The sequence below is a fragment of the Variovorax sp. TLI9-5A genome (assembly GCF_056867935.1).
The window spans coordinates 999,287-1,024,054 of the sequence record NZ_CP200310.1; the positions used below are offsets into that span (position 1 = coordinate 999,287).

The following is a 24,768-nucleotide window of genomic DNA, read 5'->3' on the forward strand; positions in this document are numbered from 1 at the left end:
ATACAACCAGCAGATTGGAGACTGATTCCATGGATCGCCGCACCCTTCTCGCCACGCTCGCCTCCGGCGCCGCAATGGCCGCATCGCCCTTCGCCCGCGCGCAGGAGTACCCCGCGCAGCTCATCAAGTGGGTCGTGCCCTATCCGGCGGGCGGCGGCACCGACGTGATCGCGCGCGTGCTGGCCGAATCGATGCGCCAGACGCTGGGCCAGCAGATCGTGGTGGACAACCGCCCCGGCGCCTCGACCAACATCGGTGCCGACATCGTCGCCAAGAGCAAGCCCGACGGCTACACGATTCTCTCGGCCGACAACGCGGTGCTGGCCTTCAACGAGCACCTGTTCAGCAAGCTGCCCTTCAGCCCCGAGAAAGACTTCACCTACATCGGCGCCATCGGCAAGTTCCCGCTGGCCCTGGTGGTGCACCCCGACTTCCCGGCGAAGAATTTCAAGGAGTTCCTGGCCTACGTGAAGGCCAACCCCGGCAAGGTCAACTACGCCTCGCCCGGCAATGGCTCGCCGCACCACCTGGCAATGGAAATGTTCAAGGTGCGCACCGGCACCTTCATCACCCACATTCCATACCGCGGCGCCGCGCCGGCCATGGCCGACGTGATGGGCGGCCAAGTGCCCTGCATGTTCCTCGACCTTGCCTCGGGCCTGCCGATCATGCAGAGCAACAAGGTACGCGTGCTGGCCATCGGCTCGGGCGCGCGCAGCAAGCCGCTGCCCAACGTGCCGACGCTGGCCGAGGTGGGCGTGCCCAACACGGAGGTGTTCGCGTTCCAGGGCATCCTGGGCCCGGCCAACCTGCCGGCGGCGGTCGTGAACAAGCTCAACGGCGACCTGAACAAGGCTTTCAGCACGCCCGCCGTGCAGAAGCGCTTCGACGACTTCGGCATGGAAGCGATGCCGGGTACGCCGGCGCAGTTCGCGGCGCTGTCGCGCGCCGAGTCGAAGCGCTGGGGCCCGATCATCAAGCAGGCCGGAATCAAGCTGGACTAACCCCCAGGCTGCGCGCACTTCGTGTCGCTTCGCCAACCCCCTTGCAGGGGGCAATGCCTGCGGCCCGGCAAAGCCGGTTCCGCGGCATTCCGCGAATGGGCCGCCTTCTAGTTAGTCGCTATTTGCTATATGCCTTGCGCGAGCCGTCCTCGAAGACTTCGTCGTCGCGCTGCAGCTCGCCGTTCTCGTCCCAGGCACGCTCGCGGGTCACGCGGCCCTTGGCGTCGAAGTTCGACTCGGCCAGCAGCGTGCCCTTCTCGCTGAAGCGCTGGTGCGTGCCGACCGGGATCTGCCGGTTGCGGCCCTGTATCTCGTAGCGGCCCTGCGCCGCGCGCTGGCCGCTGTCGTAGAACTCGGTGACTTCGACGGTGCGCGCCTCGCCGCTGCCGCTGTAGGCCGACTTGCTGCGCGGCTGGCCGTTGAGGTAGTAGGCGTCGTCGACGATGGGCTCGCCCGCGCTGTTCCAGCGCTGGTCGCGCACCAGCGTGCCCTTCTCGGAGAAGGCCTGCTCGCGCACGCGGATGCTCGCGCGCTCCACCAGCAGGAAGGCCGTCTCGCGGCGTTTGACGCCTTCCGATGAAAAGCTCTGCTCGGTGCGCTGGTTGCCCACGGTCTCGTCGAGCGACGAGGTCTTGCCGTTGTCGTAGAAGCTCTGCGCCCGCACCCGCTTGCCCGACACGTACGCGAGCCGCGAGCGCAGCGTGCCGCGCGCGTCGAACAGGTCGACCTGCGACGGGCCCGTGCCCGAGAAGCCGCAGAGCTTGGCGTCGTCGACCACCGGCGCAAGCACGGGCGCGTCGGCGCAGCGCAGGGCCGAGAGCTGGCCGTGCTCGGTGAACTCGACCGAGGCGCGCTCGTTGCCGCCGCCGGCGTCGGAGTTGGGATAGAAGATGGCGCGGCGCAGCTTGCCGTCGGGGTAGAAGCTGCGCACCAGGCCGCGCTCCTGGCCGTCGTCGTAGGTGGCGTCGCGCAGCACGCGGCCGGTGGGCGAGAACTCGCGGGCGCGGCCCTGCAGGTTGCCCTTGGCGTTGATGCTCTGCTCCTTGGCGAGCTTGCCCTTCTCGTAGATGCGCACGAGGCCCATCGACACGCCGTTCTGTATCTGCTCCTCGCGCTGCAGCTCGCCGGTCGCGCGGTCCTTGCAGCGCAGCAGGCCGGTCTTGCCGGCGGTGCTGCTGCCGTTGTCGGGGTTCACGCTGCGGCCGTTGAGCTCGCAGTCGAGCTGGGCGTGCGCGAGGGTGGCGCACAGCAGCGCCAGGGGCGCGATGACGGCGGCCGGGCGCGGGATCATCTGCTTACTTGTCGTAGAGGGAGTCCAGGGAGCGGAAGCCCTTGACCTCGATCGGATTGCCGAACGGGTCGTGGAAGAACATCGTCCATTGCTCGCCGGGCTGGCCCTCGAAACGCACCTGCGGCTTCAGCAGGAACTCGGTGCCGGCGGCCTCCAGCCGCTGCGCCATCGCCTGCCAGTCGGGCAGCGCGAGCGCGAGGCCGAAGTGGGGCATGGGCACCATCACGTCGCCGACGCGGCCGGTACGGGCGGTGGCGAAGGGTTCGCCCAAATGAAGGGAAATCTGGTGACCGAAAAAATCGAAGTCGACCCAGGTGTCGGTGCTGCGGCCCTCGGCGCATCCGAGCACGCCGCCATAGAAGCCGCGGGCGATGTCGAGGTCTCGAACGTGAAAGGCAAGGTGGAAGATGCTCTGCATGGTTTCGGATTATGGGCAGCGGTGCTGTGAGAATGCCGGACTTTCTTTCATCGTGGAGCAAGCCTTGCGGATACTCCGGATCCTCGCCGCGCCCCTGTGCGGCATCGCTTTTCTCTTCGGCCTCGGCTCGGCCCAGGCCGCTTGCCCGCCCTCCGCCATCGCCAGCCTCGAGAAGGCCGGCGCGGGCATGCGCAACGGCGTGGACCGCGGCGTGCTGTGGCGCATCGAGCGCGACGGGCGCACCTCGTGGCTGTACGGAACCATCCACATCGGCCGCGGCGACTGGGTGCGGCCCGGCCCCACCATCCAGAAGGCGCTGACGCAGAGCGACACCGTCGCCCTTGAACTCGACATGCGCGACGAAGCCACCGCGCGCGCCATGGCCCGCCCGGCCGACCCCGAGCTGCTGGCCCGCATGATCAGCGGCGAGCGCGCCCGCCGGCTGGAGCGCCAGAACAGCGAGGCCTGCGTGCCGCCGGGCTCGCTGTCGAAGCTGCAGCCGATCCTGCAGGTCACGGCGCTGGCCGGGCTGGTGGGGCGTGCCGACGGCCTCTACCCCGAGTTCGGCGTCGACGAGACGCTGGCGGTTGCCGCGCGCAACAGCAACAAGCCGATCGTCGCTCTCGAGAATGCGGACGCGCAGCTCAAGGTGCTGACCGGCGATTCCGAAACCGAGGAGGCCGAGCAGGTCGACGCGGCGCTCGACGAGCTCGAGTCCGGCAAGCTTCGCGGCCAGATCAAGGAACTGGCCGACGTATGGGCCCGCAGCGACGCCGCCCGGCTGGCCCGCTACCCCGAGTGGTGCGACTGCCTCAAGACGCCCGCCGAGCAGCGGCTGCTCAAGCGGCTGCTCGACGACCGCAACCCGAACCTCGCCGACGGCATCGAGCGCCTGCACGCCGGTGGCAAGGGCGTGTTCGCCGCGGTCGGGGCGCTGCACATGATCGGCCCGCAGGGGCTGCCCACGCTGATGGCGGCGCGCGGCTTCACCGTGACGCCGGTGCTGACCAACGCGCAGGAACAGACGGCGCAGCCGATGCCCGCGCTCGCTGCGCCGTCGCCCGCGCCCAGGGCCGCGCGCGGCGGCAAGGCGCTCAAGGGTCAGCGCGGAAAGGCCGCGCCGGCGGCCGCCGCAAGAGGCGGAAAGTCGGCCAGGGCGGCGCCCGCCGCCGCCAAGGGCGGGGCCCGCTCACCGGCCAAGGCTGCCGGCAAGACCACGGCCTCCAAGGCCGCGGCCCCTGCCGGCAAGGGCAAAGTGCGCAGATAATCGCGGCCGCCATGCACGCGCTGCACCGATCCACCCGCTCCATCGCCCTCGCCGGGCGATGGGTGCTGCTGTGGTTCGTGATGTCGCTGGGCGTGGCGGTGGCGTCGCCGCTGGTGAACCCGCAGGCCATGGAGCTGGTGTGCTCCGCCGCGGGTTCCATCAAGGTGGTGGTCCACACCGAGGACGGCGTCAAGGAAATGGGCGCCTCGCACATGGACTGCCCGCTGTGCGTGCTGACCGGCGCACCGCCGCCGGCCATGGCCGCCCCGGTTTTCGATCTTCCCCTCCCGCTGGGCCGCGTGGTCCAGCCCATTCCCGCCGCGCGCCTGGCCGCGGCCACCGCGGCGCCGCTGCCGGCGCGCGGGCCCCCGGCTTTCTCCTGACGCTCTCAAAACCGTAGCCATGCACGCGCGCCCGAAGCGCGTGCGCGGCTTGTCCGGCCTGTCCGGCTTGAAGCTCCGTGGAGAAGGTTCCTCTTGAAAAAGCATTCCCGCGCCCTGGCGATCGCCATGGCATTTCCTCTTGGCGCGCCCGCGCTGGCGCAACAGGCGCAGCCGGCCGACGCCGCCGAAGGCGGCCCCGGCGGCCGCACGCTGAACACCATCACCGTGACCGGCGGGCGGCCGACCTCGCTGCCCGCGCAGATTCCCACCACCATCGAGGGCGTGACGCACGATCAGATCGTCGAGACCGTCAACGCCACCGACAGCGAGGACGCGCTGAAGTACCTGCCGAGCCTGGTCGTGCGCAAGCGCTACATCGGCGACTTCAACCACGCGGTGCTGGCCACGCGCGCCTCGGGTACCGGCAACAGCGCGCGCTCGATGGTCTACGCCGACGGCATCATGCTGTCGAACCCGCTGGGCAACGGCGCCACCTACGCGCCGCGCTGGGGCATGGTGTCGCCGGAGGAGATCGAGCGCGTCGACGTGCTCTACGGACCGTTCTCGGCCGCCTACCCGGGCAACTCGGTGGGCGCGGTGGTCGACTACGTGACGCGCATGCCCACGAAGTTCGAGGCGCACGTCAAGCTGAGCGGCTTCGTGTCGAACTTCGACCTCTACAACAGCCATTCCTCGCCGGCCGGCCAGCAGCTCGACCTGTCGCTGGGCAGCCGCAGCGGCGACTGGTCCTGGTGGCTCAGCGCCTCGCGCACGCACAGCAAGGGGCAGGCGCTGGTGTTCGGCAACCGGCTGGTGAGCGCCGGCACGGTCGGCAACGCGGGTACGCCGGTGACCGGCGCGGTGGGCGGGCTGAACCCGTCGAACCAGCCGTGGTGGCTGGTGGGCGGCTCCACCATCTACGACACCACGCAGGAGCAGGCCAAGCTCAAGGTGGCCTACGACTTCTCGCCCACCGTGCGCGCCACCTACACGCTGGGCGCATGGAACAACACCACCCACGGCGGCGTCGACACCTGGCTGCGCGACGCCTTCGGCCGGCCGGTGTACGGCGGGCGGGTGAACATCGGCGGGCGCAGCTACAACCTCGACTCGCCCAGCGCCGCGCTCGCGCCCACCGAGACCGCGCTCACGCACTACATGCACGGCCTCTCGGTGAAGAGCCACACCGGCGGCGTGTTCGACTGGGAAGTGGCGGCCAGCCTGTACGACTACTCGCGCGACACCTCGCGCACGCCCACCACGCCGCTGCCGGGCGCCTTCAGCGGCGGCCCGGGCCGCACCACCGACATGGGCGGCACCGGGTGGAACACTTTCAAGGCGGCCGGCACCTGGCGCCCCACCGGCTCGGCCGAGGGCGTGGGCGCGCACGTGGTCGACATCGGCTTCCAGCAGGACACGGCGCGCCTGCGCACCAGCGTCGGCAACACGCTGGACTGGATCGGCGGCTCGCCCGTCTCGCCGTTCTCGGCCTTCAACGGCAACACCCGGCTGCAGTCGCTCTACGCGCAGGACACCTGGCGCTTCGCGAAGGACTGGAAGACCACGCTCGGCCTGCGCCACGAGCGCTGGGAGGCCTACGGCGGCCAGCTCGGCAGCGCCGGCACGCTGCTGGGCTTCGCGCCGCGCAAGAACAACTACGACTCGCCCAAGGCCGCCATTGCCTGGCAGGCCACCTCCGACTGGCTGCTCAAGGCCTCGACCGGCCGCGCGGTGCGCATGCCCACGGTGAGCGAGCTCTACCAGGGCTCGATCAGCGGCAACCAGATCGTCAACACCAACCCGAACCTGCGCCCCGAGCGCTCATGGACCACCGAGCTCACCGCCGAGCGCGACCTGAAGGGCTGGGGGCTCGACGGCGTGCTGCGCACCACGCTCTTCTTCGAGAACACCAAGGACGCGCTCTACACCCAGGCCCTCACCAACCTCGTGAGCACCGTGCAGAACGTCGACGCCATCCGCACGCGCGGGCTCGAGGTGGCGCTAAACGCGGTCGACGTGGGCGTGCGCGGGCTGGACCTGAGCGGCAGCCTCACGCTGACCCGCTCGAAGATCACCGCCAACAGCGGCTTCGCGGCCAGCGTCGGCCACGACCAGCCGCGCGTGCCCAGGGTGCGCGCCACGCTGCTGGCCACCTACCGGCCCGATGACCGCTGGAGCTACACCGTGGGCGCGCGCTACAGCGGCAAGCAGTACGGCACCCTGGACAACAGCGACCCCAACGGCTTCGCGTACATGGGCTTCTCGAAGTTCTTCGTGGTCGACGCGCGCATACGCTACCGGATCGACCGGCAGTGGAGCGCCTCCTTCGGCATCGACAACCTGACCAACAACAAGTACTGGGCCTTCCACCCGTACCCGCAGCGCACTTACGTGGCCGAACTCAAGTTCGACCTTTGACGACTTCCCACTCCAACTTCAACCGCAAGGACCACACGACATGATGAACACGACTTCGATGGCCATCCTCAGGACCACTGCCGCCGCCTGCGCCATGCTGGCCGGCATGGGTGCCGCCGTGGCGCACGTCACGCTGCGCCCGGGCGGCGTGACAGTCGGCAGCGACTACGACGCCGCCTTCCGAGTCGGCCACGCCTGCGAGGGCGCCAAGGCCACCACCGGCCTGGCCGTGCGCCTGCCCAAGGGCTTCATCCTGAGCGATGCGCAGGCGCGCAAGGGCTGGAAGCTCGACGTGCAGAAGAGCGCGAAGGACGGCGACGGCGAAGTCCGCTGGACCGCCGAGAAGCCCGAGAACGCGCTGCCCGGCAGCGAGCGCGCCGAGTTCGTGCTGCGCGGCAAGGTGCCCGCGACGCCGGGCACGCTGTGGTTCAAGGTGCTGCAGACCTGCGACGTGGGCGCGGCCGACTGGGCCGAGGTGCCGCCTTCGGGCAACTCCACCGCCGGCCTGAAGAGTCCGGCCGCGAAGTTGAGCGTGGTGGCGCAGGGCGTGGCCACGGTCGACGTGCGCGACGGCTGGGTGCGCCAGTCGGTGCCGGGCCAGAGCGGCACCGGCGCCTTCATGAAGCTGACCTCACCCACCGGCGCGAAGCTGGTGGGCATCTCCACGCCGGCCGCCGGTGTCGCCGAAGTGCACGAGATGAAGATGGAGGGCGACACCATGAAGATGCGTGAGCTCCCGGCCGGCCTCGACCTGCCCGCCGGCCAGACCGTCGAGCTCAAGCCCGGCGGCTATCATGTGATGATGATGGACCTGAAGGGTGCGCTGGCGAAGGGCGCGACGGTGCCGATGACGCTGAGGTTCGAGGACGCCAAGGGCGTGAAAACCTCGCTGGACGTGACGCTGCCGGTGGGCGCTCCCGAAGGCACGGATGCGGGCGGCACGGCCGGTGCGGCGCACCAGCACAAGCACTGAGCGGCTTCCTTCGTCGTTCTAGAGGAGCTGGTCCGGCGCCAGCGGCCCGAAGAGCCTGAGCATCAGCCGCAGCATCGCGCCGGCGTCGGGCTCGGTGGTGGCGTCCTTCAGGCCGCTGCCTTCGGGCGCGCGCCAAAGCAGCGAGCCGTCGACCAGTTCGACGTGCCATGAACGCTCGCGCATGCCGCGCTCGATCTGCTCGGAGGCGGCTCGCGAAAGCTCGTTGCTGCGGATCAGCAGCGCGATCTCGGTGTTCTGCAGCTGCGAGCGCAGGTCGAGGTTCATCGAGCCCACCACCAGCAGCCGGCCGTCCATCACCAGCACCTTGGAGTGCAGCATCGCGCGCGATTCGCCCGAGACGCCCGTGCTTCCGCCGCTGCGGCCGCTACTTCCAGTGGAGCCGCCGAAGACGGTGCCGAAGCTGGCCTGCTCGCTGCGCAGCTCGTAGAGCTCGATGCCCATCTTCAGCAGCTCCTCGCGGTGGCGCGCGTAGCCCACGTGCGCCACCGGTGCGTCGTTCGAGGCCAGCGAGTTGGTCAGCACGCGGATGCGCACGCCCCGGCCGCGGGCCGTGGAAAAGGCCTGCAGCATGTCCTTTCCGGGCACGAAGTAGGGCGAGATGATGAGCAGGTCGGTGCGCGCCTGGCCGATGAGCTGCAGCAGGCCCTCGACCACGGTGTCGCCGCCGGCGGCGAGGTCGGAGGCGGCTTCCAGGGAGGCCGCGCCGCGCGAGCTGCCGGCCTTGTCGTCGGGGCGGCTCACCACGAGGCCGGGCGCTTTCTTGTTGCCCGGGTCCGAGTCGGCGGGAATCTTGCCGGGCTTGTCGGCCAGCATCACGGCCGGCGCCCAGACGAAGGTGGCGGTGCGCAGGTCCAGCGGTTTCTCGTCCCAGGCGCGGGCGCGCTGCTCGGCGGTGGGGACGCCGCCGTCTTCCTGCTGGCGGACAGATTCCGCAGCCAGTTCCTGGTCGGCCCTTCTCGCGCGCTCGCGCATCGCCTGGAGCTCCTCGCGCGTGACCAGCGACTGCACCGGGTAGGCGCGCTCGTTGTTCCAGTAGCTGTCGAAGCTGCGGGAAAGGTCCTGCACGATGGGGCCGGCCGCCAGCACGTCGACATCGACGAAGTTGCCGTTGGTCGCGTTGCCGAAGTAGGCGTCGCCGAGGTTGCGTCCGCCCGTCACGCCCAGCACGTTGTCGGCCAGGAACAGCTTGTTGTGCATGCGCTGCTGGATGCGCGAGGCGTCGTCGATCGAGTTGAGCAGCCGGCTGAAGCTGGAGTCGCGCGAGCCGGCGAGCGGGTTGAACAGCCGCATCTGGATGTTGGGAATGAAGGCCAGGCCAAGCACCAGCGCGTCGCGGCCGGTGGTGTGGAAGTCGTCGAGCAGCACCCGCACCCGCACGCCGCGCTCGGCCGCCGCGCGCAGGCCGCGCACCAGCCGGCCGGTGCTGGCGTCGGCGTGAATGGCGTAGTACTGCAGGTCCAGCGTCTTCTGGGCGCCCTCGATCAGCGCGAGGCGGCTGCCGTAGGCGGCCTGCGGACCGCCAAGCAGCAGGAAGCCGGATTCGTAGCGCGCCTTCTCGGCCTGCCGGCGCTGCTGCACCAGGTCGGCCAGGGCGGTGCCGGTGGCCGGGGATGCGATCGCGGTCGAGACGGGGCGGTCGACGTTCTGCGGCAGTTGCGCGCAGGCGCCGAGGATCAGCAGCGCGAGCAGTGCCGTGGATCGGCGGAAGAACGTCTGGAGGGAGAAATGCATGCGGCTACTTTCCCGGGGCTCGGAGGGAGGTGCCGCATATATAGCCTAGTCGGCGCCCGCCGCGCGTCGGACGGCGGGCCCGGGCGGCTGTCAGCGGCCGGCGCTGAGTTCTTCCTGGCGCTCCATGGCAGCGAGCAGCTCGTCGTCGATCTGGGAATGGCGCTCCGCCAGCTCGGTCGCGCGCGAGGAGTCGGTGGCGTAGATGGCGCCACCGTCGAGTTCGAGCATTTCGGTGATGCGCTTCTGCTCGGTTTCGAGGGCCTCGATCTGGGCGGGGAGGGCATCGAGCTCGCGCTGCTCTTTATAGGAGAGCTTCTTGCGGGCGCCTGTCGCCGCCTTGGGAGCGGAGGGTTCCGCCGCCGGGGCAGGCGCGGGCGCCGGGGCCGCGGCGGGCGCGGCGGCCAGGCGCTGCTCGGCGATCTCGCGGGCGCGCTTGGACTGGGTCAGCCAGTCCTGCACGCTGCCCTCGTACTCGCGCCAGCGGCCGTCGCCTTCGTACGCGATGGTGCTGGTGACCACGTTGTCGAGGAAGGTGCGATCGTGGCTCACGAGGAACACGGTGCCGTCGTAGTCCTGCAGCAGGTTCTCGAGCAGCTCCAGGGTGTCGATGTCGAGGTCGTTGGTCGGCTCGTCTAGCACCAGCACGTTGGCCGGGCGGGCGAACAGGCGGGCCAGCAGCAGCCGGTTGCGCTCGCCGCCGCTGAGAGAGCGCACGGGGGAGTTGGCACGCGCCGGGGAGAAGAGAAAGTCGGAAAGGTAGCTCTTGACGTGCTTCTTCTGCGTGCCGATCTCGATCCACTCGCTGCCGGGGCTGATGAAGTCTTCCAGCGTGGCGTCGAGGTCGAGCTTGTCGCGCATCTGGTCGAAGTAGGCGACCTGCAGGTTGGTGCCGCGGCGGATCTTGCCGCTGTCGGGTTCGAGCTCGCCGAGGATCAGCTTCAGCAGGGTGGTCTTGCCGGCGCCGTTGGGGCCGAGCAGGCCGACCTTGTCGCCGCGCAGGATGGTGCCGCTGAACTTGCGGATCACTGTCTTCTCGCCGAAGGACTTGGTGGCGTCGGTGAGCTCGGCCACGATCTTGCCGCTGGACTGGCCCGAAGCCACGTCCATGTTGACGCTGCCCTGCACCTCGCGGCGGGCGGAGCGGCTGGCGCGCAATTCCTGCAGGCGGGTGATGCGGCTCTGGCTGCGGGTGCGGCGTGCCTCCACGCCCTTGCGGATCCAGATCTCTTCCTGGGCCAGGAGCTTGTCGGCCTTGGCGTTGATCACCGCTTCCTGGGCGAGCTGCTCTTCCTTCTGCAGGAGGTACTGCTCGAAGTTGCCGGGGTAGGAGCCCAGCTTGCCGCGGTCGAGCTCGACGATGCGGGTGGCGACGCGGTTCAGGAAGCTGCGGTCATGGGTGACGGTGACGACGCTGCCCTTGAAGTCGATCAGCAACTGCTCGAGCCACTCGATGGAGTCGAGGTCCAGGTGGTTGGTGGGTTCGTCCAGCAGGAGGACGTCCGGAGCCGCCACCAGCGCCTGGGCCAGGGCCACGCGCTTGCGGGTGCCGCCGGAGAGGGAGCCGACGCGGGCGTCGCGGTCCAGGTGCAGGCGGTGCAGCGTCTCTTCGACGCGCTGCTCCCAGTTCCAGGCGTCGAAGGCTTCGATCTGCGACTGGAGTGCGTCGAGGTCGAGGCCGTCCGCACCGGACAGATAGAGGTCGCGGATGGCGATGACGGGGGCCAGGCCCTGGCTGGCTGCGGTGAAGACATCCGCGTCCATGTCCAGCGCGGGCTCCTGGGCGACGTAGGCCACGCGGAGGTTCTGCTGCAGCTGGAGGGTGCCGTCGTCGGTCTTCTCCAGGCCGCCCAGTATCTTGAGCAGCGAGGACTTGCCCGCGCCGTTGCGGCCGATCAGGCCAATGCGCTCCGATTCCATAAGAGAGAAGTCCGCATGATCCAGCAGCGGGACGTGACCGAACGCGAGCTGCGCGTCGAGGAGTGTGATGAGTGCCATGTGGCGCGGATTATCGGAGGAGGGGATGTCGGGTCGCCCAGGGGGCGCTGCCCTATCTATATATGGAGAGACCGCGGAGACGCCAATCCAAGATTCTTTCACGAACATCTTGCGCGAGCCCGAATCTGTCATATACTCGTGGGCTTCGTTACTGACAGCCGCTAGGTTGTGGATGCGGCCGGTCTCTTCGGGGTTCTGGTTGTGGTGGTGAAGAAAAAGTCTTCGAAAGTTGACCGGTTCTTAAAAAACGGTGCATAATCGAAGGCTTCGCTGAAACGAACTGCTTCAGTGGCTTGCGATGAAAGTTGCGGGTTGCGAAAGAAGTTGGTGGATGTGAAAAGGCCAAAATAGTTGGTGAGATTTGAAAAAATCGTGCTAGACTGCAAGGCTTCGCTGAAATGACTTCGGCGGCTGACAATGAAAGTTGTGAGTTGCGAAAAACGAAGAAATGGAAAGCGAAAAAAGTTTGGCGATTCTTTAAAAATCGTGCTAGACTACAAGGCTTCGCTGATCGCAGCAAGCAAACGAAGTAAACGACAAGTTGCTTCGGTGATCGTTAAAAAATTACAGCCGATAAGCGTGGGCGTTTGAAGGTAATTGCACAAGTTCTTCGGAACAAGTCGCAAGACTTAAAACGCTCATGAGAATAGAAGTGAAGTTCACTTCAATTCCGTTTTTGTGAGTTTTGTTCAATCGCGAGATTGGACGCAAAAATCAAGATCGAACTATAGAGTTTGATCCTGGCTCAGATTGAACGCTGGCGGCATGCCTTACACATGCAAGTCGAACGGCAGCGCGGGAGCAATCCTGGCGGCGAGTGGCGAACGGGTGAGTAATACATCGGAACGTGCCCAATCGTGGGGGATAACGCAGCGAAAGCTGTGCTAATACCGCATACGATCTACGGATGAAAGCAGGGGATCGCAAGACCTTGCGCGAATGGAGCGGCCGATGGCAGATTAGGTAGTTGGTGAGGTAAAGGCTCACCAAGCCTTCGATCTGTAGCTGGTCTGAGAGGACGACCAGCCACACTGGGACTGAGACACGGCCCAGACTCCTACGGGAGGCAGCAGTGGGGAATTTTGGACAATGGGCGCAAGCCTGATCCAGCCATGCCGCGTGCAGGATGAAGGCCTTCGGGTTGTAAACTGCTTTTGTACGGAACGAAACGGCCTTTTCTAATAAAGAGGGCTAATGACGGTACCGTAAGAATAAGCACCGGCTAACTACGTGCCAGCAGCCGCGGTAATACGTAGGGTGCAAGCGTTAATCGGAATTACTGGGCGTAAAGCGTGCGCAGGCGGTGATGTAAGACAGTTGTGAAATCCCCGGGCTCAACCTGGGAACTGCATCTGTGACTGCATTGCTGGAGTACGGCAGAGGGGGATGGAATTCCGCGTGTAGCAGTGAAATGCGTAGATATGCGGAGGAACACCGATGGCGAAGGCAATCCCCTGGGCCTGTACTGACGCTCATGCACGAAAGCGTGGGGAGCAAACAGGATTAGATACCCTGGTAGTCCACGCCCTAAACGATGTCAACTGGTTGTTGGGTCTTCACTGACTCAGTAACGAAGCTAACGCGTGAAGTTGACCGCCTGGGGAGTACGGCCGCAAGGTTGAAACTCAAAGGAATTGACGGGGACCCGCACAAGCGGTGGATGATGTGGTTTAATTCGATGCAACGCGAAAAACCTTACCCACCTTTGACATGTACGGAATTTGCCAGAGATGGCTTAGTGCTCGAAAGAGAGCCGTAACACAGGTGCTGCATGGCTGTCGTCAGCTCGTGTCGTGAGATGTTGGGTTAAGTCCCGCAACGAGCGCAACCCTTGTCATTAGTTGCTACATTCAGTTGGGCACTCTAATGAGACTGCCGGTGACAAACCGGAGGAAGGTGGGGATGACGTCAAGTCCTCATGGCCCTTATAGGTGGGGCTACACACGTCATACAATGGCTGGTACAAAGGGTTGCCAACCCGCGAGGGGGAGCTAATCCCATAAAACCAGTCGTAGTCCGGATCGCAGTCTGCAACTCGACTGCGTGAAGTCGGAATCGCTAGTAATCGTGGATCAGAATGTCACGGTGAATACGTTCCCGGGTCTTGTACACACCGCCCGTCACACCATGGGAGCGGGTTCTGCCAGAAGTAGTTAGCTTAACCGCAAGGAGGGCGATTACCACGGCAGGGTTCGTGACTGGGGTGAAGTCGTAACAAGGTAGCCGTATCGGAAGGTGCGGCTGGATCACCTCCTTTCTGGAAACAGGCAATTTAATTTAAACGTCCACACTTATCGGTTGTTGGAAGAAGTCGAGATCGTCAAGGTCGTCGATATGGGTCTGTAGCTCAGCTGGTTAGAGCACCGTCTTGATAAGGCGGGGGTCGTTGGTTCGAGCCCAACTAGACCCACCAAATCTTCTGATATCTCGTGTGAGAGTTTGAGGGGGATTAGCTCAGCTGGGAGAGCACCTGCTTTGCAAGCAGGGGGTCGTCGGTTCGATCCCGTCATCCTCCACCAACAACTCGATGCTTATTCAACACCAAAGCGGCTTCCTGCGAAAGCATGAGGCTTCTTTGTTGTTGATCAGGATCTCTTGATCAATCGGCTGTTCTTTAAAAATTCATAGAGTCGAATCAGCGTTGCTGATGGAAACTGCACATTCGTAAAGGTTTAGTGCAGACCGTGCCATCAGCAACATAGAATTTTTGATTGCGTCAAAAGAAACTTCAATTTCGAGTCAAATCGATTTGAAGACGGCATAACGCGCCAGGTGAAAGGCCTGGTAATTCCTTGATTGACTTTGGTTTCCGTGAGGAAACGTCAAAGTTATAGGGTCAAGTGAATAAGAGCACGTGGTGGATGCCTTGGCAATGATAGGCGACGAAGGACGTGATAGCCTGCGATAAGCTTCGGGGAGCTGGCAAATTAGCTTTGATCCGGAGATTTCCGAATGGGGAAACCCACCGAAAGGTATCGTTATCTGAATACATAGGGTAACGAGGCGAACCGGGTGAACTGAAACATCTCAGTAGCTCGAGGAAAAGACATCAACCGAGATTCCGAAAGTAGTGGCGAGCGAAATCGGAGAAGCCTGTTAGTGATAGCACAAGACATAACGGAACAGCTTGGAAAGGCTGGCCATAGCGGGTGATAGCCCCGTACGTGAAATGACCTGTGTGGTACTGAGCTAACGACAAGTAGGGCGGGACACGAGAAATCCTGTCTGAATATGGGGGGACCATCCTCCAAGGCTAAATACTCATCATTGACCGATAGTGAACTAGTACCGTGAGGGAAAGGCGAAAAGAACCCCGGGAGGGGAGTGAAATAGATCCTGAAACCGCGTGCTTACAAAAAGTAGGAGCCCGCAAGGGTGACTGCGTACCTTTTGTATAATGGGTCAGCGACTTACATTCAGTGGCAAGGTTAACCGAATAGGGAAGCCGTAGAGAAATCGAGTCCGAATAGGGCGATCAGTCGCTGGGTGTAGACCCGAAACCAAGTGATCTATCCATGGCCAGGATGAAGGTGCCGTAACAGGTACTGGAGGTCCGAACCGACTAGTGTTGCAAAACTAGCGGATGAGCTGTGGATAGGGGTGAAAGGCTAAACAAACTTGGAAATAGCTGGTTCTCTCCGAAAACTATTTAGGTAGTGCCTCAAGTATTACCTTCGGGGGTAGAGCACTGTTTTGGCTAGGGGGTCATGGCGACTTACCAAACCAAGGCAAACTCCGAATACCGAAGAGTACAGCTTGGGAGACAGAGCACCGGGTGCTAACGTCCGGACTCAAGAGGGAAACAACCCAGACCGCCAGCTAAGGTCCCTAAAATTGGCTAAGTGGGAAACGAAGTGGGAAGGCTAAAACAGTCAGGATGTTGGCTTAGAAGCAGCCATCATTTAAAGAAAGCGTAATAGCTCACTGATCGAGTCGTCCTGCGCGGAAGATGTAACGGGGCTAAGCCAGTTACCGAAGCTGCGGATTTGCAATTTATTGCAAGTGGTAGGAGAGCGTTCTGTAAGCCTGTGAAGGTGCGTTGTAAAGCGTGCTGGAGGTATCAGAAGTGCGAATGCTGACATGAGTAGCGTTAAAGGGGGTGAAAAGCCCCCTCGCCGTAAGCGCAAGGTTTTCTACGCAACGTTCATCGGCGTAGAGTGAGTCGGCCCCTAAGGCGAGGCAGAGATGCGTAGCTGATGGGAAACAGGTCAATATTCCTGTACCGATTGTTAGTGCGATGTGGGGACGGATCTTAATAGGTCATCCGGGTGTTGGATATCCCGGTTTAGATGGATGTAGGCGTGCATTAGGCAAATCCGGTGCACATATACCGAGGCCATCGATCGAGCCAGCTTGCTGGTGAAGTGATTGAACGAGGTTCCAGGAAAAGCCACTAAGCTTCAGCTAACAACGACCGTACCGCAAACCGACACTGGTGCGCGAGATGAGTATTCTAAGGCGCTTGAGAGAACTCAGGAGAAGGAACTCGGCAAATTGACACCGTAACTTCGGAAGAAGGTGTGCCCTATTAGTGTGAAGCGAACAGCGGAGCATGAACGGGTTGCAAAAAATCGGTGGCTGCGACTGTTTATTAAAAACACAGCACTCTGCAAACACGAAAGTGGACGTATAGGGTGTGACGCCTGCCCGGTGCTGGAAGATTAAATGATGGGGTGCAAGCTCTTGATTGAAGTCCCAGTAAACGGCGGCCGTAACTATAACGGTCCTAAGGTAGCGAAATTCCTTGTCGGGTAAGTTCCGACCTGCACGAATGGCGTAACGATGGCCACACTGTCTCCTCCTGAGACTCAGCGAAGTTGAAATGTTTGTGATGATGCAATCTCCCCGCGGAAAGACGGAAAGACCCCATGAACCTTTACTGTAGCTTTGTATTGGACTTTGAACAGATCTGTGTAGGATAGGTGGGAGGCTTTGAAGCAGGGTCGCTAGATCTTGTGGAGCCAACGTTGAAATACCACCCTGGTGTGTTTGAGGTTCTAACCTAGGTCCATTATCTGGATCGGGGACAGTGCATGGTAGGCAGTTTGACTGGGGCGGTCTCCTCCCAAAGCGTAACGGAGGAGTTCGAAGGTACGCTAGTTACGGTCGGACATCGTGACGATAGTGCAATGGCATAAGCGTGCTTAACTGCGAGACTGACAAGTCGAGCAGATGCGAAAGCAGGACATAGTGATCCGGTGGTTCTGTATGGAAGGGCCATCGCTCAACGGATAAAAGGTACTCTGGGGATAACAGGCTGATACCGCCCAAGAGTTCATATCGACGGCGGTGTTTGGCACCTCGATGTCGGCTCATCTCATCCTGGGGCTGTAGCCGGTCCCAAGGGTATGGCTGTTCGCCATTTAAAGAGGTACGTGAGCTGGGTTTAAAACGTCGTGAGACAGTTTGGTCCCTATCTTCCGTGGGCGCTGCAGATTTGAGGAAGCCTGCTCCTAGTACGAGAGGACCGGAGTGGACACACCTCTGGTGTATCGGTTGTCACGCCAGTGGCATTGCCGAGTAGCTAAGTGTGGAAGAGATAACCGCTGAAAGCATCTAAGCGGGAAACTCGTTTCAAGATGAGATCTGCCGGGGCCTTGAGCCCCCTGAAGAGTCGTTCAAGACCAGGACGTTGATAGGTCAGGTGTGGAAGCGCAGTAATGCGTTAAGCTAACTGATACTAATTGCTCGTGCGGCTTGACCCTATAACTTTGATCGTCAGATCAAGGTGTTATGCCAAGTTGACGCATTCAAAATAATTCGCCAAAAGCTGATTCCAAACTCTATGAATTCGTTTGATTGATCGCGTGATCAGTCGGACAACCCTTTATGCCTGATGACCATAGCGAGTTGGTCCCACTCCTTCCCATCCCGAACAGGACAGTGAAACGACTCAGCGCCGATGATAGTGCGGGTTCCCGTGTGAAAGTAGGTCATCGTCAGGCTCTTACAGCCCCAAAAACCCCCGGTCGATATCGATCGGGGGTTTTTGCTTTGCGCGTCACAAATCGATCAATAAGAAAAAACACGCCCGCAAAGAAAGGGAAATAGAGCGGGCAGCGAAAGCAAAGACAGAGAGGGCAGAAAGGCCGCGAGGACGAGAGCACTGCCAATTAACGGTTGCTCAGATCCGTGTGACTCACCTCGGCTGCACCAGCAGCTACCAATTCCGCCAAGATCTCTCCGGTCAGCAGATCCAGCGCGACATCGCTGAAGAAGCGCGATCGGATCGCATTGAGATAGGGCGTGCCTCGAAGCCAGGCATCCCAGTCTTCCAGCGAGATCGACTGCACCTCCAGCAACTTGAACTTCATCAAGACCTTGATCGCATGCCGCGCATGCTTGACCGGATCGAGCCTCAATCCGTCGAGTCGTCGGTGCGCCACGGACAGAGCCTTGCCAACATCGTCGAACACAGCCCCGTGCCCAGGAATCACCCGTTGAGGCGCGAGCTTCTCGATCAAATCCAAAGTCGCACCTACTTCCTCGAACGACGGCTCCCCCGCCAACTCGGGAAACGCAATACCGAACCCGTTCTCCCACAAGGCATCCGCTGAAATCAACGTCCGCGATGCCTCGTCGAACAGAATGACCGAGTGAGGATCGTGCCCCGGTGCCGCATGCACCTGCCACGGCCTGCCGCCAAGCAGGCACTCGGCCCCCGGCAACAGCAACGACGTAAACCGGAATCGCGGACAGCTCTGCCCCGTGGCCAGAAAGCTCAGCCTCTGCTGATCCCAGCTCTCCACAAACGCAGCCTCCCCCGGCGGGATTTCCGTGTGAACCGACGGATAGCGCGCCTGCAGTGCAGCATTCCCCCCGCAATGGTCGCTGTGCAGATGTGTATTCAGAATCCGGTCGAGCGGCCGATCCCCGAGCGCCGACTCGACCAGCGCCAAGGTCTGCTCCGAATGCGTCACATACCCCGTATCGACCAGCACTGTCTCGTCGCCGCCCACGAACAGCACATTGTTCGAAGACAACCACCCGCGCTCGAACACGACGACACCCGCCGGCAGCCCTGCGCTCGCCGACGAATGACTCATCGCCGCTCAGGCTCCCGCGTTGACGCGAAGCTCGCGCCGCAGGATCTTCCCGACATTGGTCTTCGGCAGCGACTCCCGAAATTCGATGTGTTTCGGCCGCTTGTAGCCCGTGAGCTGCGAGTGGCAATACTGCAGCACCGCATCCTCGGTAAGCGCCGGGTCCCTGCGGACCACGAAGACCTTGATGGCCTCGCCTTGCTTCTCATCGGGCACGCCCACCGCCGCGCACTCCACGACGCCAGGGCACAGCGAGATCACGTTCTCCAGCTCGTTCGGGAACACGTTGAAGCCGCTCACCAGGATCATGTCCTTCTTGCGGTCGACGATGCGGCTGTACCCGTCCTCCTGCATCACGGCGATGTCGCCGGTGCGCATGAAGCCGTCGGCGGTGAAGGCGGCGGCAGTCTCGGCCGGCTGGTTGTAGTAGCCCGTCATCACGTTCGGCCCCTTGATGCAGAGCTCCCCGGGCTGACCGACGGGCAGTGAATGCCCTTCGTCATCCTTGATCGCAATCTCGATGCTGGGCAGCGGGAGCCCGATCGTCCCGGTGAACTCGGTGTTCGACACCGGATTGTTTGTACCGATCGCGCATGTCTCGCTCATACCCCAACCCTCGATCATGGGGCAACCGGTGGCCTCGAACCACTTGCGCGCCGTGCCTTCCGATGCGGCCATGCCGCCCGCCTGCGAGACGAACAGCGTCGAGAAGTCGATCGACTTGAAGTCCGGGTGCATCAGCAGCGCATTGAACAAGGTGTTCACCGCGGGCAGCATGTGGAAGGGCCGCTTCTTCAGAACCGCAATGAACTTGTCGAAGTCGCGCGGGTTCGGGATCAGCGTCATGTGCGAGCCCTGGCGGATCACCAGCAGGCACAGCGTCAGCGCGAAGATGTGATACAGCGGCAGCGCTGCGATGCTGTTGACCTTCGCCAGATCGCCCGCCCGCGACAGCGCCGGCGTGAACCAGGCCTCGGCCTGCAGCGTGGCTGCGACGATGTTGCGGTGGGTCAGCACCGCGCCCTTCGACAAGCCGGTCGTGCCGCCCGTATACTGCAGGAAGGCGATCGAGTCGAGCGTGCTCTGGTCAGGCCCCAGCGTGCGGCCGCGTCCCTCGGCAATCGCCTGGCTGAACGGCGTCACGCTGCGCCCGTCGCTCAGCGGCAGCTTGTAGGCCGGCACCAGCTTTGCAAGATGGCGCACGGCCACCGTGATCCAGGCGCCATACAAGCCGCCCAGCAGGTCGCCCATCGACGTCATGACCACGTGCTTCACCGGCGTGCGCTCGATCACCTTTTCGAGCGTGGCCGCGAAGTTCTCGAGGATGACGATGGCCGTTGCGCCGGAGTCCTTCAGCTGGTGCTCCAGCTCCCGCGCCGTGTAGAGCGGGTTGACGTTGACGCACGTGTACCCCGCGCGCAGCACGCCGCACATGGTGACCGCAAACTGCGGAATGTTGGGCAGCATGATCGCCACCCGCGCACCGGGCTCCAGCCCGCGCGACTGCAGCCAGGCGCCCAGCGCCTTCGACAGCGTATCGAGCTCGCCATACGACATCCAGCGCTCCATGCAGACCGAGAACGGCCGGTCTGCATAGCGGGCAAAAGCCTCGTCGAACATCTGGGGCAACGAGCGGTACTGCTCCGGATGAATCTCGTGCGGCACGCCGGCCGGATAGTTCTGTCGTGCGGATGTGGTGGTCTGCATGCAAGCTCCTTTGGCGCGGATTGTGGAAGGCACTCTGCCTCCGCGACCAGCGGGCTTGTCCTAGGGGAAGGGCATGCGCTGTCGCGCGCGCGATAGCTGCGCGCGGGAACAACCCTTCGAAGTCTCAGGCCTTGCCGGACTCGCCCGGCAGCAGCACACCGGCTTCGATGTCGGTCGCGACCTTCAGCGACTCGTACAGCGGCGTGAAATCGGGCTCGGTGAGGTCGAACAGCTGCTGGAAGTTGTCGATCACGAAGTAGTTGGCCTGGTAGGTGTCGATCTTGTAGCGCGTGCGCATGGTGCGCAGCAGATCGAGAGGCAGGCGACGCGGCTCCTCGCTGAGCACCGCATGCCTGAGTTCGCCCACCGAGCTGAGGATGCCGGCGCCGTACGCGCGCAGGCCGTCCGGCTGGCGGATCAGTCCGAATTCCACCGTGTACCAGTAGAGCCGCGCGAGCTTCTCGCCCGCGTCCAGCTCATGCGCCTTGATGCCGCCCTGGCCATAGCGTTGCACGTAATCGGCGAAGGTCGGGTCGAACAGCATCGGCACGTGGCCGAACAGGTCGTGGAACACGTCGGGCTCGACGATGTAGTCGAACTCTTCCGGCTTGCGGATCCAGTCCGTCACTGGAAACTTGCGGTTCGCCAGCAGCGTGAAGAAAGGCAGTTCAGGAATCAGCCCTGGCACCGCCACGATCTCCCAGCCCGTCGCGCGGTGCAGCCGTTCGTTGAGCTCGTCGAAGCGCGGGATGCGGTCCTTCACGCCCAGCGAGGGCAGCGCCTTGATGAAGGCGTCGCAGGCCAGCCCTGGCAGCTGCGCCACCTGCCGCTCGTAGAGCCGGCGGTAGGTGTCGTGGTCGGCCGGCGTGTAGCTGGCCCAGTCCTGCGGGCAGGTGTAGTCGGCCAGCACTGCGCCGCCGCGCGAGTAGTCGCCGCGGGGCGGGCGATCGGAGGCGCCGTAGACGGCAGGAGTGACAACGGCAGCGGCGGCGGATTCCATGAAAGAGCTCTGTCCTGAGTTGCTTGCTTGTTTACTTGAGCCAGCGGTCCATCGTCCGCTGGAAGTCGCCGCCGGCCTGCTGCAGGTGCAGCCACTGATCGACGTACGACTTGAAGGCCACGTCGTCGCGCGGCAGCATCCAGGCCATTTCGCCGTACTGCAGCGGCTTGTCGGGATTGACCGCGCACAGGCCCGGCTTGAGCTTTTGCTGCGTGATGGCCTCGGCCGCCTCGGTGACGAACACGTCGGCGCGGTTGGCGAGGATCTCGTCGAAGATCGTCACGTTCTCGCCGTGCAGCGTGAGCTTGGCCTGCTTGAAATTGGCCCGGGCGAAGCGCTCGTTGCTGCCGCCCGGGTTGAAGATGACGCGCACCGACGGCTTGTCGATGGCGGCCACGCTCTGGTACTTGGCCACGTCGGCGCAGCGCGCGATGGGCGTCTTGCCGTTGACCATGTAGGGCGCGCTGAAGAAGGCGCGCTTCTGCCGGTCGGTGGTGACCGACACGCCGCCCACGGCGATGTCGCACTTGCCGGCGGTCAGGTCGGGCAGCAGGTTGGCCCAGGTGGTCTTGATCCACTCGGGCTTCGCGCCGAGGCTGGCGCTGAAGCCGGCCATCAGGTCGACGTCGATGCCCTCGAAGGCGCCGTCGGGCTTCTGGAAGCTGAAGGGCTTGTAGTCGCCCGGGGTGCAGATGCGCAGCACCGCGGCCTTCTGCACCGTGTCCAGGTGCGAGGTGCCGGCGGCCGGCGTGGCTGCCGGCGTCATGGCGCAACCCGAAAGAAGGGCGGCAGCCGCCGCAATGAAGGTCAGACCGATCGAAGGCGTACAGCTGCGCATGCGTGCTCCAGAAGCGTGAATAAGGGATGGGGCCCTTATTTTGCGGCGCTCAGCACCCCGCGGCGCATCTGGTCGAGCTCGATGCTTTCGAACAGCGCCTTGAAGTTGCCGTTGCCGAAGCCGTCATCGCCCTTGCGCTGGATGAACTCGAAGAAGATCGGGCCGAGCTGGTTCTCGCTGAAGATTTGCAGCAGCAGCGCGTCCTTCTTGCCGTCGATCAGGATCTTGCGCTTGTGCAGCTCCTCCACGCTTTCGCCGTGGCCGGGAATGCGCTTGTCGACCAGCTCGTAGTAGGTGTCGATGGTGTCCAGCAGCGTGACGCCGTTGGCGCGCAGCGCGTCGACCGTCTTGTACAGGTCGTCCGAACCCATCGCGATGTGCTGGATGCCTTCGCCGCGGTACATGTCCAGGTATTCCTGGATCTGGCCGGCCTGCTCCTTGCCCTCTTCGTTGATCGGGATGCGGATCTTGCCGCAGGGGCTGGTCATGGCCTTGCTCTTCACGCCGGTGACCTGGCCTTCGATGTCGAAGTACTTGATCTCGCGGAAGTTGAAGAGCTTCTCGTAGAAGCCGGCCCAGACGTTCATGCGGCCGCGATACACGTTGTGCGTCAGGTGGTCGATGTAGGTCAGGCCGTTGCCGAACGGGGAAAGCGCCTGGTCCGGCGTGACGCCGGGCAGCGCCTCGAAGTCGACGTCGTAGAAGCCGATGTTGCCGATGTCGCCGGGCTTCGCCCCGTTCTTGCCGGGCCAGCGGTCCACCAGGTAGATCAGGCTGTCGCCGATGCCCTTGATGGCGGGAATGTTCAGCTCTCCGGGGCCGGCCTTGTCGGCGAAGCCCCAAGCGCCGAGTGCCGTGGCGCGTTCGTAGGCTTGCTTGGCATCCTGCACGCGGAAGGCGATGGCACACACGCTCGGACCGTGCTCGCGTGCGAATTTCTGCGCGAACGAATCGGGCTCCGCATTCAGAATGAAATTGATGGTGCCCTGGCGATAAAGCAGCACGTTCTTGTGGCGATGCTTGGCCACAGCCTTGAAGCCCATGCGCTCGAACACCTTGCCCATGGCGACAGGATCGGGTGCCGCGTACTCGATGAATTCGAAGCCGTCGGTGCCCATGGGGTTCTCCCAGGGCGTGAAGGCGGGGGCGTCGGCTTGGCTCATGTGCGGTCTCCGGTGGGTGGGGATTGAATGAATCGAACGAATAACAGGGCGCGAAATCGGCCGGTCATGCAATGTAGGGTGGATGCTTCTCAGGTTTTCTGCGTTTCCACGCGCCCATGGTGGCTCTTGCGCAGTAAAACTGCAAGAATGGAGAAATGGAAGCACTGGACAAGATTGATAGGCTCATTCTGCGCACGCTGCAAGCGGACGGCCGCGCCACCTACGACCAGATCGCCGAGCAGGTGAGCCTGTCGCCCAGCGCCGTGCTGCGGCGGGTCAAGCGGTTGGAAGAGCATCGCGTCATCGACCGTTACGTTGCCCTGGTGCAGCCCGAAGCCATCGGCCTGGGGCTAACCGCCTACCTCAACGTGCGACTCGAAAAGCACACCGAGACCCACAAGCGCAACCCCATGGACCTGTTCCGCGCCAGCGTGCAGACCTGGCCCGAGGTCGTCGAATGCGCGGCCCTCACCGGCGACATGGACTACCTGCTGCGGGTGGTGGTGGCCGACATGGCCCACTACAGCCGCTTCATCATGGACACCCTGCTCAAGCACCCCAGCGTGGAAGATTGCAAGACCAGCTTCGTGCTGGATCGTGTCAAAGCCACAACAGCTGTGCCCGTTTAGCCACATTTCGGTTGCTGGGGTGCTACACCGGTCGGTCGCAGCCCGGTACTGGGTCACAAATGTGTCCAGAGATTGACCTTGTAGACTTGTTGTTTAAGGGAAAACCCTTAAAGTTGGGCCATGCTTACCGCCAAGACCCTTCTCAAAGCGTCTCTCGGCATTGGCTCTTTCCTGAAGGCGCCAATGGTTGAGGCGCAACCACGCGCAGTCAGCGCGCCTCAGCCGGTGATGGTGCCGATCCGCTCGATCGGCCCCCGCGAACGCGAGCGCATCGCCCGCCACCTGCTCGACCTCACCCCGCACGACCGCTACCTGCGCTTCGGCTACGCGGCGGCCGACGAGCAGGTCCAGCGCTACGTCGACAGCCTCGACTTCGAGCGCGACGAACTCTTCGGCATCTACAACCGCCGTCTCGACCTGATCGCGATGGCGCACCTGGCCTTCGCGCCAGGCGACCAGCACAGCGACTGCGCCGAGTTCGGCGTTTCCGTCTCGGCCCACGCCCGCGGCCGTGGCTATGGCGCCCGCCTGTTCGAGCGCGCCGTGGTCGTGGCGCGCAACGAAGGCGTGGGCATGCTCTTCATCCATGCGCTGAGCGAAAACGCCGCCATGCTGAAGATCGCCCGCAACGCCGGCGCCACCGTGGTGCGCAGCGGCTCCGAAGCCGAGGCCCATCTCGAACTGCCCAGCGCCACTTTCGACAGCCGCATGAGCGAGATCGCCCTGGAGCACTATGCCGCTGTCGACTTCGCGCTCAAGAGCCGCGCCAAGCAGTTCTGGGCCTTCCTCGCCAGCCTGCAGGAAGTGCGCAGCGGCATGCGCGATGCCCGGAAGAAGTCGGCGCCCTGAGCCCAGCGGCCCTGGTGGCCGCCTCCGTTCTTACCCTT

16 protein-coding genes, 2 tRNA genes and 3 rRNA genes are annotated in these 24,768 nt (G+C 63.5%); 12 read left to right on the forward strand and 9 right to left on the reverse strand.

Annotation, left to right across the window (positions count from 1 at the left end; translation table 11 throughout):
* Positions 1–29: 29 nt before the first annotated feature.
* Entirely contained in the window at positions 30–1,004 is a 975-nt protein-coding gene (locus AC1VNX_RS04905; protein ID WP_483155712.1) for a Bug family tripartite tricarboxylate transporter substrate binding protein, read from the forward strand.
* Between the two features lie 118 nt (positions 1,005–1,122).
* On the opposite strand, the gene AC1VNX_RS04910 is transcribed toward AC1VNX_RS04905, so the two are convergent.
* A complete protein-coding gene (locus AC1VNX_RS04910; RefSeq protein WP_483155713.1) occupies positions 1,123–2,295 on the reverse strand; it encodes a toxin-antitoxin system YwqK family antitoxin in 1,173 nt (390 codons plus the stop codon).
* A gap of 4 nt (positions 2,296–2,299) precedes the next feature.
* On the reverse strand, positions 2,300–2,713 hold the full coding sequence (locus AC1VNX_RS04915) for a VOC family protein (RefSeq protein ID WP_483155714.1): 414 nt from the start codon (positions 2,711–2,713) through the stop codon (positions 2,300–2,302).
* A gap of 64 nt (positions 2,714–2,777) precedes the next feature.
* Here AC1VNX_RS04915 and AC1VNX_RS04920 point away from each other — a divergent pair, with 64 nt between their 5' ends.
* The 4 genes from AC1VNX_RS04920 to AC1VNX_RS04935 all read left to right on the forward strand — a co-directional run bounded on the left by AC1VNX_RS04920 (position 2,778) and on the right by AC1VNX_RS04935 (position 7,754).
* Positions 2,778–3,980, forward strand: coding sequence for a TraB/GumN family protein (locus AC1VNX_RS04920; protein WP_483155715.1), 1,203 nt, complete (start codon positions 2,778–2,780; stop codon positions 3,978–3,980).
* An 11-nt stretch (positions 3,981–3,991) separates the two neighbouring features.
* Positions 3,992–4,363, forward strand: a complete 372-nt coding sequence (locus AC1VNX_RS04925; protein WP_483155716.1) for a DUF2946 family protein — start codon at positions 3,992–3,994, stop codon at positions 4,361–4,363.
* A gap of 126 nt (positions 4,364–4,489) precedes the next feature.
* The gene (locus AC1VNX_RS04930; RefSeq protein WP_483155717.1) at positions 4,490–6,781 is read left to right on the forward strand and encodes a TonB-dependent receptor; all 2,292 of its coding nucleotides are present in this window, start codon (positions 4,490–4,492) and stop codon (positions 6,779–6,781) included.
* A 40-nt stretch (positions 6,782–6,821) separates the two neighbouring features.
* Positions 6,822–7,754 (forward strand): copper chaperone PCu(A)C domain-containing protein, encoded by a 933-nt coding sequence (locus AC1VNX_RS04935; RefSeq protein WP_483155718.1) that lies wholly within the window; start codon positions 6,822–6,824, stop codon positions 7,752–7,754.
* 18 nt (positions 7,755–7,772) lie between these two features.
* On the opposite strand, the gene AC1VNX_RS04940 is transcribed toward AC1VNX_RS04935, so the two are convergent.
* The gene (locus tag AC1VNX_RS04940; protein WP_483155719.1) at positions 7,773–9,506 is read right to left on the reverse strand and encodes a phospholipase D family protein; all 1,734 of its coding nucleotides are present in this window, start codon (positions 9,504–9,506) and stop codon (positions 7,773–7,775) included.
* Positions 9,507–9,596: 90 nt separating this feature from the next.
* Positions 9,597–11,501, reverse strand: a complete 1,905-nt coding sequence (locus AC1VNX_RS04945) for an ATP-binding cassette domain-containing protein (protein WP_483155720.1) — start codon at positions 11,499–11,501, stop codon at positions 9,597–9,599.
* Positions 11,502–12,223: 722 nt separating this feature from the next.
* Here AC1VNX_RS04945 and AC1VNX_RS04950 point away from each other — a divergent pair.
* The 5 genes from AC1VNX_RS04950 to rrf all read left to right on the forward strand — a co-directional run bounded on the left by AC1VNX_RS04950 (position 12,224) and on the right by rrf (position 17,446).
* Positions 12,224–13,758: ribosomal RNA gene (locus tag AC1VNX_RS04950) — 16S ribosomal RNA — on the forward strand.
* A gap of 79 nt (positions 13,759–13,837) precedes the next feature.
* Positions 13,838–13,914: transfer RNA gene (locus AC1VNX_RS04955), tRNA-Ile, on the forward strand.
* A gap of 30 nt (positions 13,915–13,944) precedes the next feature.
* Positions 13,945–14,020 (forward strand) — tRNA-Ala (locus AC1VNX_RS04960).
* Positions 14,021–14,335: 315 nt separating this feature from the next.
* Positions 14,336–17,206 (forward strand): 23S ribosomal RNA (locus tag AC1VNX_RS04965).
* Positions 17,207–17,333: 127 nt separating this feature from the next.
* Positions 17,334–17,446 (forward strand): 5S ribosomal RNA (rrf, locus tag AC1VNX_RS04970).
* The 16S, 23S and 5S rRNA genes sit together here with 2 tRNA genes alongside, the layout of an rRNA operon.
* A 168-nt stretch (positions 17,447–17,614) precedes the next feature.
* Here the strand turns inward: rrf and AC1VNX_RS04975 are convergent.
* The 5 genes from AC1VNX_RS04975 to hppD form a co-directional block, all read right to left on the reverse strand.
* Positions 17,615–18,547: an MBL fold metallo-hydrolase gene (locus tag AC1VNX_RS04975; RefSeq protein ID WP_483155721.1), complete on the reverse strand. Its 933-nt coding sequence runs from the start codon at positions 18,545–18,547 to the stop codon at positions 17,615–17,617.
* A gap of 6 nt (positions 18,548–18,553) precedes the next feature.
* Entirely contained in the window at positions 18,554–20,251 is a 1,698-nt protein-coding gene (locus AC1VNX_RS04980; RefSeq protein ID WP_483155722.1) for an AMP-binding protein, read from the reverse strand.
* Between the two features lie 124 nt (positions 20,252–20,375).
* Positions 20,376–21,251 (reverse strand): phenylalanine 4-monooxygenase, encoded by an 876-nt coding sequence (gene phhA, locus AC1VNX_RS04985; protein ID WP_483155723.1) that lies wholly within the window; start codon positions 21,249–21,251, stop codon positions 20,376–20,378.
* Positions 21,252–21,282: 31 nt separating this feature from the next.
* The gene (locus AC1VNX_RS04990; protein WP_483155724.1) at positions 21,283–22,089 is read right to left on the reverse strand and encodes a transporter substrate-binding domain-containing protein; all 807 of its coding nucleotides are present in this window, start codon (positions 22,087–22,089) and stop codon (positions 21,283–21,285) included.
* A gap of 35 nt (positions 22,090–22,124) precedes the next feature.
* The gene (hppD, locus tag AC1VNX_RS04995; RefSeq protein WP_483155725.1) at positions 22,125–23,252 is read right to left on the reverse strand and encodes a 4-hydroxyphenylpyruvate dioxygenase; all 1,128 of its coding nucleotides are present in this window, start codon (positions 23,250–23,252) and stop codon (positions 22,125–22,127) included.
* Between the two features lie 155 nt (positions 23,253–23,407).
* Between hppD and AC1VNX_RS05000 the strand changes: the two genes are divergently transcribed.
* Positions 23,408–23,881, forward strand: a complete 474-nt coding sequence (locus AC1VNX_RS05000; RefSeq protein ID WP_093206014.1) for an Lrp/AsnC family transcriptional regulator — start codon at positions 23,408–23,410, stop codon at positions 23,879–23,881.
* A 120-nt stretch (positions 23,882–24,001) separates the two neighbouring features.
* Entirely contained in the window at positions 24,002–24,730 is a 729-nt protein-coding gene (locus AC1VNX_RS05005; RefSeq protein WP_483155726.1) for a GNAT family N-acetyltransferase, read from the forward strand.
* The last annotated feature ends 38 nt before the right edge of the window (positions 24,731–24,768 follow it).